The following is a 12,735-nucleotide window of genomic DNA, read 5'->3' on the forward strand; positions in this document are numbered from 1 at the left end:
CGGCAACTGCCGCGTCGCTGTCAAGTGCTTCTTATATTTTTTCAGCAGTCCGTTCCAGAGTCCGTTCCAGCTTCATAACGTCGATGTTGGCCTCAATGTCCGCGATGAAGCCGCTTTCCGCGTATTCCTTGGCCCGCAGGACCGCGTTGCAGATGGCCCGGGCGTCAGAGGAGCCGTGGGCCTTGATGACGGGCTTGGAGATGCCCAGGAAGGGCGTGCCGCCGATCTCGCTGGGGTCCAGCAGCTTCTTCATGTCCGCCATGTCGCTCTTCACCAGGGCGGCGGCCAGCTTCGTCTTCGTACTGGACAGGAACATTTTTTTCAGTTCCTTCAGCAGGAATTTGCCGGTACCCTCCAGGCTCTTGAGCATCACGTTGCCGGTGAAGCCGTCGGCCACCACCACGTCCGCGCCGCCCATCATCACGTCGCTGGCCTCAATGTTGCCGGTGAAGCGAAGGCGGCCCGCCTCCGACGCGGCCTGGAGCAGCGCATAGGTCTCATGGCGCAGGGTGTCGCCCTTCTCCTCCTCCGCGCCGATGTTCAGCAGGGCCACCCGGGGCTTTTCCACCCCCAGGACCCGCTTGGCGTAGTAGTTGCCGAGGTACGCGAACTGGAGCAGATACTCCGGTGTGCACTCCGCGTTGGCGCCGCAGTCACACAGAACGGCCCGTCCGCCGAAGGTGGGGATGACGGGGCCCATGGCGGCACGGCGGATGCCCCGGATGCGCTTGACCAGCAGCGTCGCGCCGGACAGCAGCGCGCCGGTGGACCCGGCGGAGACAAAGGCGTCGCCCTCCCCCGCTTTCAGCAGGTTCAGGCCCACCGTCAGGGAGGAGTCCTTTTTCATTTTGAAGGCGGTGGCAGGATCGTCGGCGATCTCCACTACTTCGCTGGCGTCTTTCAGCTCCACACCGGCTGGCAGCGTCTTCTCGCCGCAGGCCTCCACAGCCCGCAGAACGTCCGCCGCGCGGCCTACCAGGAGGATGTCCACGCCGTGCTTCTTATGGGCGTCCAGGGCGCCTTGAACGATTGCCTGAGGAGCGTTGTCGCCGCCCATGGCGTCTACGATGATCTTCATGCGAGGACCTCCTCCTTGATCTGGTCGATGATGGCAAGGGACCGCTGGGAAAGCTCGGCGTTCTTGTTCCGCTTGCCCTTGACCCGGTGGTCGAGGGGCGGGATGATGCCGAAGTTGATGTTCATGGGCTGGAACACCGTCACGGACTGGTTGGAGACATACAGTCCCAGAGCGCCGATGGCGGTCTCCTGCGGGAAATCAATGGGGGGCTTGCCCCGGAGCCGCCGGGCGGTCTCCACGCCCACCAGGAACCCGCTGGCGGCGGATTCCACGTACCCCTCCACGCCGGTCATCTGCCCGGCAAAGGAAATGCGGGGCTGGGCTTTCAGCCGGTAATAGCGGTCCAGCAGGCGGGGGGAATTCAGGAAGGTGTTGCGGTGCATGACGCCGTAGCGCAGGAACTCCGCGTCGTGGAGGGCGGGGATCATGGAGAATACCCGCCGCTGCTCCGGGAACCGCAGATGGGTCTGGAAGCCCACCAGGTTATACACCGTACCGTCGGCGTTATCCCGCCGGAGCTGCACCACGGCGTAGGGCTCCTTCCCCGTCCGGGGGTCCTTCAGGCCACGGGGTTTCAGGGGGCCGTAGCACAGGGTGTCGTGGCCCCGGCGGGCCATGACCTCCACGGGCATGCAGCCCTCGAACACCATTTTGTCCTCAAATCCGTGGACCTCCGCCTCCTGGGCGGTAGTCAACTCCCGCCAGAAGGCGTCGTACTCCTCCTCGTCCATGGGGCAGTTCACGTAGTCCGCCGTGCCCTTGTCGTACCGGGAGCCGAACCAGGCCTTGTCCATGTCCACGCTCTCGGCGGACACCAGGGGCGCCGCCGCGTCGTAAAAGTGGAGGTCGCTGTCCGCCCCCAGCAGGGTCTGGAGGCGCTCCGCCAGGGCGTCGGAGGTCAGGGGGCCGGAGGCGATGACCACCTCGCCCTCGGGGATGTCGGTGACCTCGCCGGGGACGACGGTGATATTCGGGTGGTTTTTGATCTTCTCCGTCACCAGGGCGGCAAAGCCGTGGCGGTCCACCGCCAGGGCGCCGCCGGCCTCCACCCGGGTAGCGTCGGCGCAGGACAAGATCAGGCTGTCCAGGCGGCGAAGCTCTTCTTTCAGCAAGCCCACCGCGTTTTCCAGCTGGTCGGAGCGCAGGGAGTTGGAGCAGCACAGCTCCGCGAAATCATTGGTCACGTGGGCGGGGGTCTTTTTCTCCGGCTTCATCTCCCGGAGCGTCACGCTGATGCCCCGCTGGGCCAGCTGCCAGGCGCATTCGCTGCCGGCCAGGCCCGCGCCGATGACGGTCACATTCATAGGGATTCTCCTTTGTGGGGGATGGCCGCCCGGAGGCGGCGCACCCTTTACGCCTTTTCGGCGGTCTTTTTCGCGGCAGTCTTTTTTGCTGCCGTTTTCTTGGCTGCCGGCTTTTTCGCCGCGGTCTTTTTGGCGGCTGTCTTCTTGGCGGCAGGCTTCTTTTCTTCGGTCTCCTCCGCAGGGGACTCCCCCTCCGCCTTGGCCGCGGGCTTGGGATAGCCCCGCTTCTCCTCGGGGAGGAAATTGGAACAGGCCTCGTTGATGCAGAAAGGCTTCTTGAAACCCTTACCGGCTTTCTTGAACATGGTATGGCCGCAGACCGGGCAGTCGTCCTTCACGGGCACGTCCCAGGTCATAAAGTCGCACTTTTGGCTCTCGTCCCGGCTGTTCAGGTGCTCGCAGCAGTAATAGGTGTACTGCTTGTTGGTCTTTTTGCTGGTGCCGGTGCGCTTCATCAGCCGTCCGCCGCACTTGGGGCAGCGGCCCGGCATCTCCACCACCAGGGGCATAGTGAAGCTGCAGTCCGGGTAGCCGGGGCAGGCCAGGAAGCGACCGAACCGGCCGGACTTCACCACCAGGTTCCGCCCGCACTCGGGGCAAACTTCTTCGGATACCTCGTCGGGCACCTTGATGCGCACGCCCTCCAGGTCCTGCTCGGCCTTTTTCAGGTGCTCCTCAAAGTCGCCGTAGAAGTCCCGCAGGACGCCCTTCCAGGGCGTGGTGCCCTCCTCCACGGAGTCCAGCTCTTTTTCCATGTGGGCGGTGAACTTCGTGTCGGCGATGTCGCTGAATTTGTCCTTCATCAGCTCCGTCACCACCCGGCCCAGGTTGGTGATGCGCAGGTATTTGCCCTCCTTGATGACATACTCCCGGTCGATGATGGTGGACACGGTGGGCGCGTAGGTGGAGGGCCGTCCGATGCCCTGCTCCTCCATGGCGCGGATGAGGGTGGCGTCGGTATAGTGGGCGGGGGGCTGGGTGAAGTGCTGGTCCTTGGTAAAATCCTTCAGGGCCAGGGTCTCGCCCTCCTGGAGGGCGGGCAGGGGAGATTCCTTCTCCTCCTTTTCGTCGTCCTTGCCCTCCTCGTACACGGCGGTATAGCCGGAGAATTTCAGGCTGGAGGAGCTGGCGCGGAAGCTGTGGCCGCTGGCCTCGATCTCCACCGCCACGCTGTCATAGACCGCATTGGACATCTGGCAGGCCACAAAGCGGCTCCAGATCAGCCGGTACAGGCGGTACTGCTCGCCGGTCAGGTTCTTGCGCAGGTCTTCCGGTGTCCAGTTCACGTTGCTGGGGCGGATGGCTTCATGGGCGTCCTGGGCGCCCGCCTTGGCCTTGTAGCGGTGGGCCTGGGGCGGATAGTAGGCCGCGCCGTAACGACCCAGAATGAACTCCTTGGCGGAGGCGATGGCCTCCTCGGAAATGCGGAGGGAGTCGGTACGCATATAGGTGATAAGGCCCACGGTGCCCTCGCCTTCGATGTCCACGCCCTCATAGAGCTGCTGGGCGATGGCCATGGTGCGGCGGGGCGTCATGGAGAGCTTTCTCGACGCCTCCTGCTGCAGGGTGGAGGTTGTGAAGGGCGGGGAGGGACTGCGCTGCTTGTCGGTCCGCTTCACGCTCCTGACGGTGAACACGCCGTTTTCCGTCTCACGGATGACAGCGTCCACCTCCGCCTCGCTTTTCAGCTCGGCCTTCTTGCCGTTTTTGCCGTGGTAATGGGCGGCAAAGGGAATTTTTTTCACATCGCTGCCCAGGAGATTCGCGTCCAGGCTCCAGTATTCCTCGGGCTGGAACGCCTCGATCTCCCGCTCCCGGTCGTCCACCATGCGGGTTGCCACGGACTGGACACGGCCGGCGGAGAGGCCCCGGCGGATCTTCTTCCACAGCAAGGGGCTCAACTCATAGCCCACCAGACGGTCCAGGATGCGGCGGGCCTGCTGAGCGTCCACCAGGTTCTGGTCAATGTCCCGGGGCTCCCGGATGCTCTCCTGCACCACTTTCTTCGTGATTTCGTTAAAAGTGACCCGCTTCGTCTTTTCATCCGGCAGGTTCAAAAGCTGCTTCAAATGCCAGGAAATGGCCTCGCCCTCCCGGTCCGGGTCGGTTGCGAGGTAGACCGTATCCGCAGCCTTGGCGGATTTTTTCAGGTCGCTGATGATGTCCTCTTTGCCCTTGATGGGCTTGTAGATGGGCTCAAAATCCTTCTCCACATCCACGCCCAGGGTGCTTTTGGGCAGGTCCCGCAGATGGCCCATGCAGGCCTTCACGGTAAAATCCTTGCCCAGGTACTTGCCGATGGTCTTTGCCTTCGCGGGAGACTCCACGATGACCAGGCTGTGATTTGCCATACTTACCTCCAGGCGCCCCAGCGGGGCGCACGTTCTTTCATGCCATTTATTCACAAAGCGTCACAGCGCGGGTATAGCGTTTCCCGCTGTGCTGTGTCACCAACTGTTCAATTTCCAACAGGGTCAGCGCTGACAGCACCCGCCGGGTGGGGATGCCGGTCTGCTCGATCAGGTCGTCCACCAGAGCCGGTTCCTCCGCATCCAGCGCCCGCAGCAGGTTGAGCTGGTCGTCTGTCAGGCTGCTTTTGTGCACATCCAGGGACGGGGGCACGGGCTTCGGCTCCGCCTTCTGCCGGGCCTGATAGCCCAAAGCGGCGGGCTGCTCTTTCGCCCCGTCCTGCTTCAGTTTCTCCGGGAACCGCCCCGCGTACTCCCGCAGGATGTCCCAGGCGTCGGACACCAGCCCGGCGCCGTCCCGGATGAGACGGTTGCAGCCTACGCTGTTGGGCGCGTCGATGGGCCCGGGGACGGCAAACACGTCCCTGCCCTGCTCCAGCGCTGTCTCGGCGGTGATGAGGGCGCCGCTGCGCTCCGGGGCCTCTACCACCAGCGCGGCGAGGGACAGCCCGGAGAGGATGCGGTTTCTGGCGGGAAAATGGTTTTTCGCCGGCTCGGTGCCCGGCGGATACTCGGAGAGCAGCACCCCTGCCGCGGCGATGTCCTCGTACAGGTAGCGGCTCTCATAGGGATAATGGACATCCAGTCCGTTGCCCACCACGCCCACGGTGACGCCGCCTGCCCGGAGGGCGCCCCGGCTGGCCGCCGCGTCGATGCCCTTGGCCAGGCCGCTGACCACCACGGCGCCGCCGTTGGCCAGGCCGTAGCCCAGCTTTTCCGCGCAGGCGACGCCGTAAGGTGTGCAGTCCCGGGTGCCGACCACGGCCACCGCCGCCTCCTCGTCGATGGCGGGGAGGCGGCCCTTCACGTACAGCAGGCAGGGCGGGTCGTAGATATTCTGGAGCCTGCCGGGATATTCCGCGTCCTGAATCGTCAGGATGCGCAGGCTCAGCCGCTGGCAGTCCGCCAAAATCTTGTCGGCCTTGTCCAGATTGTGGTCCTCCAGGGCCTTGACCTGCTCCCGGGTGATGCCTTCTGTCAGCAGAATTTCCCCGGCGTCGGCGTAAAACACGTCCTCGGGGCTGCCGAAATGACGCAGCAGCGCCAGCCGGGTCTGATTGGACACGCCCCGGCACTCCGACAGCCATACCCAGTATTTCAATGCCGACATGGGCGTTTCCCCCTTTATCAGTCGTTCCGCGCGGCCTCCCACAGCAGCACGGTGGCCGCCATAGCCGCGTTCAGGGATTCGCAGTGGTCGCTCATGGGGATGAGGGCGGTCTGGTCACAGACCGCCAGCAATTCCTGAGAAAGGCCCTTCCCCTCGCTGCCGATGGCGATGGCGCACCGGCTGTAATCCAGGGTGCGGGCGTCCACGGTGTCCGCCCGGAGGGCGGCGCCGTAGAGGGGCAGGCCGCTGGCCGTCAGCAGATGCCGCAGGTCCGGGATGTCACAGTTCCACACCGGGCAGCGGAACACCGCGCCCATGGTGGCCCGGACGGTCTTAGGATTGTAGAGGTCGGCGCAGGCGTTCACCAGGAACAGCCCGTCGGCCCGGAAGGCATCTGCCGTCCGGAGGATGGTGCCCACGTTGCCGGGGTCCTGGACGCCGTCCAGCACCACGTACCGCTTTCCGGGCAGCGTCTCCGGCAGGGCCGTGGGACGCATGGCGCACACCGCCAGCACGCCCTGGGGCGTCTGGGCCGGGGAGACGGACTTCATCACGTCCGCCGGCACGGTCACCAGCCGCACCCCCGCCGGGATAGGCGGCAGGGCCGCGTCTTCTGTGCATACCACAGTGCGCAGGTCTCCGCCGTGGAGGAGGGCCTCCTCCAGTAGCTTAGGGCTGTCGCAGAGGAACTCGCCGCTCCTGCGGCGGTAAGCCCGGTCGGAGGCCAGCTTCCGCAGGTGGGTGCACAGGGGATTGCTCCGGCTGGTGATGGTCTCCATGGCAGGTCCCTCCTTTCGTGTTGAAAACGGCCTGCGGACGGGACGATGACTCCATCCGCAGGCAGAAATTCGTTAATCCAGGGGCTTCATCGTGGGGAAGAGGATGACTTCCCGGATGGTGTCGGCGCCGGTCAGCAGCATGACGCAGCGGTCGATGCCGATACCCATGCCGCCCGTGGGAGGCATGCCGTACTCCAGGGCGTTCAGGAAATCCTCATCCAGCATCTCCGTCTCGTCGTCGCCACGCTCCCGCTGCTCCGCCTGCTTTTCAAAGCGGCGCCGCTGGTCGATGGGGTCGTTCAGCTCGGAGTAGGCATTGCCCATCTCACTGCGGCAGATAAAGAACTCAAACCGCTCGGTGAGCCGGGGGTCGGCGGGGCTGCGCTTGGTCAGGGGGCTGACCTCCACGGGGTACATGGTGATAAAGGTGGGCTGCACCAACTGCTCCTCCACCTTCTGGTCAAAGCAGGCATACAGGGCGTTGCCCCAGGTCTTTTCGGCGGCGTCCGCCAGCTCCACGCCGTGGGCCTTGGCCGCGGCGACAGCCTCGGCGTCATCGGTGATGGCGCCGAAATCGATGCCCACATACTGCTTGACCGCGTCGATCATGGTAAGCCGGGGCCAACCGGGGGCCAGATCGATCTTCTCGCCCTGCCACTCCACCTCGTAGGTGCCCAGGATCTTCTGGGCGGCGCCGGAGATGATGCCCTCGGCAATGTCCATCATGCCGTGGAAGTCGGTGTAGGCCTGGTACAGCTCCACGCTGGTGAACTCGGGGTTATGCTTGGGGTCCATGCCCTCATTGCGGAAGATACGGCCGATCTCATACACCCGGTCCATGCCGCCCACGATGAGCCGCTTCAGAGGCAGCTCCGTGGCGATGCGCATGTACATGTCGATGTCCAGGGTGTTGTGGTGGGTGACGAAGGGCCGGGCGGCGGCGCCGCCGGCGATGGTGTTCAGCACCGGGGTCTCCACCTCGATATAGCCCATGTTGTCCAGGTACTCCCGCATGAACTTGATGAACTGGGCGCGGATGACGAAGTTCCGCTTCACCTCGGGGTTCACCATCAGGTCCACATACCGCTGGCGGAACCGCAGCTCCTTGTCCTGGAGGCCGTGGAACTTCTCCGGCAGGGGCAGCAGGGATTTGCTCAGCAGGGTGATATTCTTGGCCCGGACGCTCATCTCGCCCCGCTGGGTGCGGAAGACCTCGCCGTCCACGCCCACGATGTCGCCGATGTCGTATTTCTTAAACGCCTTGTAAACGGCCTCGTCCATCTCGTCCTGACGGGCGTAGAGCTGAATACGGCCATCCCGGTCCTGGAGGTCGCAGAAGCTGACCTTGCCCATGCCGCGCTTGCTCATCAGGCGGCCCGCCACCTTGACGGGCTTCCCTTCCATGGCGTCGAAATTGTCCTTGATCTGCTGGGAAGTGGCGTCCCAGTCAAAGCGGGTCTGCTGGAAGGGGTCCTGTCCCGCCTCCTGCAGAGCGGCCAGCTTCTCCCGGCGGACCTTGCGCTGCTGGTTCAGGTCCTGCTCCGGCTGGGCCTGCTGGTTGTTCTTCTGTTCAGACATGTCAGCTTCTCCTTAGCGTTCGATCTTCTGCACCGTGTAAGTGATGGCGCCCCGGGGAGCCTCCACAGTGACGGTGTCGCCCTCCTTGGCGCCCAGCAGCGCCTTGCCGAAGGGGGATTCCTCGGAAATGATGCCGTGCATGGGATCGGCCTCCTGGGAGCCCACGATCTTATAGGCGGGCATGGTCTTGCCGCTGGCGTCAGCCACCGTGACGGTGCAGCCGATGGTCACCTCGTTGGTAGCGCCGGTGCTCTCGTCCACGATGACCACGTGCTGCAGGATCTCCTCCAGCTCGGCAATACGGGAATACAGCTTGCCCTGCTCGTTCTTGGCCTCGTCATACTCGCTGTTTTCGCTCAGGTCGCCGAAGCCCCGGGCCACCTTGATCTGCTCAGCCACCTCATCGCTGCGGGTGGTCTTGAGGTAGTTCAGTTCTTCCTGCAGCTCCTGGGCACGGGCAGCGCTCATTTTGTATTCTTTTTCCATATCGGTCGTTTCCTTTCTGCTATCTTGCGCGGGAAAAATCCGGAGACTCTCCGCCGCACATACTTATTCTATATTATCATAGCGTAATATTATAGAGGTTGATTTTCAGAATGTCAAGCCCGCCCTCCGCCAAGGCTATTCCAAATCTGATGTGGGTTATTTTGAAAATCGCTCTTTCCTTGGCAGTAACTTCTTCCAAGGTTTATGTGGGTTTGCTCGATAAACGGCCCATTTTCGAGGAGTAACTTCTTCCAAGTTTAATGTGGGGTAGTTGTTTTTATAAATAAGCAGATGAAAAGCTCTCACCAGCTTTTGAAAGTGGTGAGAGCTTTTATTAGGTTAGTATTGAGAGACTAATTTGGAGTCAACTATATTACATTGCTGAATCCATATAGGCATCTGTAATTTTGGATGCCTCGTCCATGTAGACGTCATACAATTTGCTTGCCCATTCTTCGTACTCGTCATAGCTACCGCTACCTGTTTTATACATGACCTTAGCCATTTCAGCGACACCATCATTGGCGATTGCAGCAAGTTCTTCAATTTTTTCGTTGGAAAGCTGGGCTAAGCCTTCAAGGCCGGATGTGTTATTCGCTTCTTCTGCCTTGTATTCTTCAATCAACCCGGGGGTTGCAGCCTTCAACTTTTCGGAATATTCATCCAAAATGCTCTGGTATCTTTCTTCCGCAGTCAATCCTGTGCTATTGCCTGCGGGTGCAGATTCCACAGGTTCATCAGATTGGGTAGAAGAATCGGTATCTTGGGACGGAGTTTCGGTTATATCCGTACTTTCAGTATTTGCGTTATTTGTGTTATTTGCGTTAACAGATGCACTTTCTTCGATAGTTGAATCCACGGTGGAAGGGGTTTTGTCCTTATCGGAATTGGATTGTCCACCCAATCCGCCAATGATAAGTATGACTAAAAGCCAGAACCACCATTTTTTATAAAACGGTTTCTTGTTCTTTGCCCCGCAAGAAGGACATACTTTTGCAGATTTTGCAATCATTGAACCGCAGGACTTGCACTTTGTCATTTTTTTCAGTGCCTTTTTATCCAGCTTTGGTTCAGAATAGCTTACCTTCTCTTCGGAAGGTGCCGCTTGCTGAGAAGGCACCGCATTGTGGTCAGTGAACATCTTTCCACAATATGTGCAACGTCCGTTTTCAACAGGAGCACCGCATGAATCACATTTTGTAACCATCTAATCTTCCTCCTCAAATCTTTAGCAATTTCTTTTTAAGAGAATCAAACTCCTCTTGGGTAATGATTTCTTCATCCAAAAGTTTCTTGTATTCCCTCAATTTTTCGGTCGGGCTTACTTCTGGTACTACGTCATTAACAGCCTTTGCAACCTGATTTCCCAATGCCATCCCAGCGCCAAGTCCTGCCAGACCTCCATGCTGTTTTGAAGCGTCACGCATAGCTCTGGCTGTTTGATACTGCATAAAGGTACTCATATCCTTTGAAGCAAGTCCTATGCCAGACTGTTCATCAATCATTTTTTCTACCTCTGGAGGCAAACTAATATTTTCAATCGTTGTCTCAACGATTTCGATGCCAAGAGGTTGTGCCTTGAGCTGAACTTTTTCCTTAATCAGTGCTGCGAGTTTTCGATAGTCGGAAGCAATATCCAGTACAGGAATCTTTAATTCAGAAATTGCTTCTGCAATGGCTTCACCTACAAACGAGTTGAGGTAACTAATGATGTCATATGTCATATTTAGCTTTCTTGCGCCAAATACTTCTCGCATAAACGCATATGCTCCGGTGACTCTAAATGAATATGTGCCAAATGCTGTAATTCGGACTACTCCAAAATCATCGTCTCGCATCATAATAGGGTTTTTTGTGCCCCAACGATTATCCAGAAATTGAGTAGTGTTTATAAAGTACAAGTCTGATTTGATTGGAGAGTTGAACAGTCGCGGCAGTGCAGATAACGAAGAAAGAACGGGGAGATTGTGTGTATCCAGTGAATAGCTTCCGGGATAGAGGACATCTGCAATCTGCCCCTTGTGTACAAATACAGCACATTGACCTTCACGGACAATCAAGGATGCACCTTGCTTAATTTCGTCTTTGTATCGTTCCCATTTGTAAACCAAAAGTTTGCTGCTTTCGTCAACATATTCAATAACATCAATGAACTGGCTCTTTACAAAATCACCAAAGCCCAAGATTATCCCCCCATTTTATGTGGATTTTTTTCAATTATTGCATTACTGATTGATTTTGTCAATTCTTCAATGGACAGGAAATTACAAATGATTAGAGAAAACCGCCTTTAGTGACGCCAAAGGATGCAAGCAACACTTTAGCCTGTCATGTTGTAAATTTCCAGTCCATATTGCTTTGCATACCGCAGTGTATATGCCGCCCCACCGCTGTCTCGGGTACAATAGGCGATGCAGTAGGCAGAGCCGTCTACGAGGTGCCTGTCCCGCGTAAGATATGCCTCTCTGCTGGCTCTCTGAGCCACGCAGACGGCCTTGTCGTACTGTGGGAGTAACCGGGCATACTCAGCCCGTTGCTTGTCATTCCAGCGACTTGTGAAGCCCTCAAAGGGGTAAACGAGGATGACCTTTATCTGTGGGTAATCCGTCGCTCTGAGTCGGAACAACAGCTTGGCGACCTCGGTATCATATCCGATGGCACCACCCACCCCAAAGAAAACGATACCCTGCTCTATGAGTTGCCGCACAGTTTGCTCGGCTCGGTCCATAATTCTCGGGAGGTCTTTATCTGGGATGATTCTATGTCCCGTGAAGCAACAGGTCCTCGGTCTCAAATCCAACATGATAATGCTCGTCTCCCCCACATATTTTCTATAATTATACTCTATAAGCCTAATTATGTCTATAACGTCGTGGACTTATCATGCCTAATTCGGCAATAATACCATCAGAAATTACGACAGGATGGTGATGAGCATGGACTTCAAACGAGGCGGGCAGGCTATCCAGCGCATCCGCAAAGAGCGTGGTATGACGCAGGAAGACCTCGCAGATAAATCCGGCATCACCTCCAACACCGTATCCCGCATCGAGCGGGGGTTACTGATTCCGGCACTTCCTACGCTCATCGACATCTGCAATGCGCTTGAGACTGGTGCTGATTCTATCTTGGCTGCCTACATCACCGCCGATACGCCTATCCGCTGGTCACCCTTGGCTCAGAAACTCGACGGGCTGGATGCGGATAAGCAGGACAAAATTGAGACCGTCCTCGATTGCTTGATTGAGACTATTTGATATATAAAAACACCCCCCTATCCGAGTCAAAATGACTGGATAGGGGGATTGTTGCTATTTAACAGCAGCAAAGATTCACACCATTGCTACTTCTATATCAAAATAAAAGTTTAATGTATTATTTTCGAATCGATATGTACCATCACCAGCATATCGGAACGATATTGTTAACATATCCCAATTTTCTTCAAAGTTTTCGAATGGCTCATCATTGAAAGTTGATGAAGTTCCTCCTTGTTTCATAACCTCAATCAATTCATCCGACGTCATATTATGCGCACTTCCATAATCTTCAAACCATTGCTGGGAGATTATGATATTTATAGTATTCCCATTATAGTTTGTTGAAACATAATGTCCCGTTAATTCATCCATGGATATCGTATATTCGACAGCTTTCCAAGCGAGCGTGAATACCACCTTGGCTGCCTCCACATTGGATGCAGATGCACTGACCGCCGTGGCGATGCCAGCGCACTCGAAAGGCAGGTTTCCACCAGCAGGAATGACCCATTCGCCGTCTTTCAGAGTGAGGTTCTGGTTACCCGTGGTGGATGTAGCAACCTGAGTGCCGCCGTCAGGAGTGAGGGCGAGGCCCAGCTTGTTGGAGTTCACCTTCTCGGAGGCGAGAGAGGAACGATTACCGCCATTGAAGCTGACAATACTCCATGCGT

12 protein-coding genes are annotated in these 12,735 nt (G+C 58.1%); 1 reads left to right on the forward strand and 11 read right to left on the reverse strand.

All coding sequences use genetic code 11. The features are described 5' to 3' along the window. Positions 1-31: 31 nt before the first annotated feature. The 10 genes from plsX to JQM68_RS13955 all read right to left on the reverse strand — a co-directional run bounded on the left by plsX (position 32) and on the right by JQM68_RS13955 (position 11,607). Positions 32-1,078 carry a phosphate acyltransferase PlsX gene (gene plsX, locus JQM68_RS09880; RefSeq protein WP_235222842.1) on the reverse strand — a complete coding sequence of 349 codons (1,047 nt, stop codon included), beginning with the start codon at positions 1,076-1,078 and terminating at the stop codon, positions 32-34. Continuing rightward, on the reverse strand, positions 1,075-2,382 hold the full coding sequence (gene trmFO, locus JQM68_RS09885) for a methylenetetrahydrofolate--tRNA-(uracil(54)-C(5))-methyltransferase (FADH(2)-oxidizing) TrmFO (protein ID WP_235222843.1): 1,308 nt from the start codon (positions 2,380-2,382) through the stop codon (positions 1,075-1,077). Before trmFO ends, plsX begins: the two co-directional genes overlap by 4 nt. Before the next feature lie 47 nt (positions 2,383-2,429). Next, on the reverse strand, positions 2,430-4,733 hold the full coding sequence (topA, locus tag JQM68_RS09890; RefSeq protein ID WP_235222844.1) for a type I DNA topoisomerase: 2,304 nt from the start codon (positions 4,731-4,733) through the stop codon (positions 2,430-2,432). Positions 4,734-4,779: 46 nt separating this feature from the next. Beyond that, positions 4,780-5,961, reverse strand: coding sequence for a DNA-processing protein DprA (gene dprA / locus JQM68_RS09895; protein ID WP_235222845.1), 1,182 nt, complete (start codon positions 5,959-5,961; stop codon positions 4,780-4,782). Between the two features lie 17 nt (positions 5,962-5,978). Then, entirely contained in the window at positions 5,979-6,740 is a 762-nt protein-coding gene (locus JQM68_RS09900) for a TrmH family RNA methyltransferase (RefSeq protein ID WP_235222846.1), read from the reverse strand. Between the two features lie 72 nt (positions 6,741-6,812). After that, positions 6,813-8,318: a lysine--tRNA ligase gene (gene lysS / locus JQM68_RS09905; protein WP_235222847.1), complete on the reverse strand. Its 1,506-nt coding sequence runs from the start codon at positions 8,316-8,318 to the stop codon at positions 6,813-6,815. 12 nt (positions 8,319-8,330) lie between these two features. Further along, positions 8,331-8,804, reverse strand: coding sequence for a transcription elongation factor GreA (gene greA, locus JQM68_RS09910; protein WP_235222848.1), 474 nt, complete (start codon positions 8,802-8,804; stop codon positions 8,331-8,333). A gap of 373 nt (positions 8,805-9,177) precedes the next feature. Next, complete coding sequence (locus tag JQM68_RS09915; protein WP_235222849.1) at positions 9,178-10,011, reverse strand: zinc ribbon domain-containing protein; 834 nt, start codon at positions 10,009-10,011, stop codon at positions 9,178-9,180. Positions 10,012-10,024: 13 nt separating this feature from the next. Further along, positions 10,025-10,987, reverse strand: a complete 963-nt coding sequence (locus tag JQM68_RS09920) for an SPFH domain-containing protein (protein WP_235222850.1) — start codon at positions 10,985-10,987, stop codon at positions 10,025-10,027. 137 nt (positions 10,988-11,124) lie between these two features. Continuing rightward, positions 11,125-11,607 carry an SLOG family protein gene (locus JQM68_RS13955; RefSeq protein ID WP_412758469.1) on the reverse strand — a complete coding sequence of 161 codons (483 nt, stop codon included), beginning with the start codon at positions 11,605-11,607 and terminating at the stop codon, positions 11,125-11,127. Between the two features lie 133 nt (positions 11,608-11,740). On the opposite strand from JQM68_RS13955, the gene JQM68_RS09925 reads away from it, so the two are divergent. After that, complete coding sequence (locus JQM68_RS09925; protein WP_235222851.1) at positions 11,741-12,061, forward strand: helix-turn-helix domain-containing protein; 321 nt, start codon at positions 11,741-11,743, stop codon at positions 12,059-12,061. A 75-nt stretch (positions 12,062-12,136) separates the two neighbouring features. Here JQM68_RS09925 and JQM68_RS09930 read toward each other — a convergent pair. Next, positions 12,137-12,735, reverse strand: a 599-nt coding sequence (locus JQM68_RS09930; RefSeq protein WP_235222852.1) for a hypothetical protein, incomplete at its 5' end; no start/stop codon positions are given.

It is taken from the genome of Oscillibacter valericigenes (genome assembly GCF_021531435.1).
Classification (GTDB): Bacteria; Bacillota; Clostridia; order Oscillospirales; family Oscillospiraceae; genus Oscillibacter; species Oscillibacter valericigenes_B.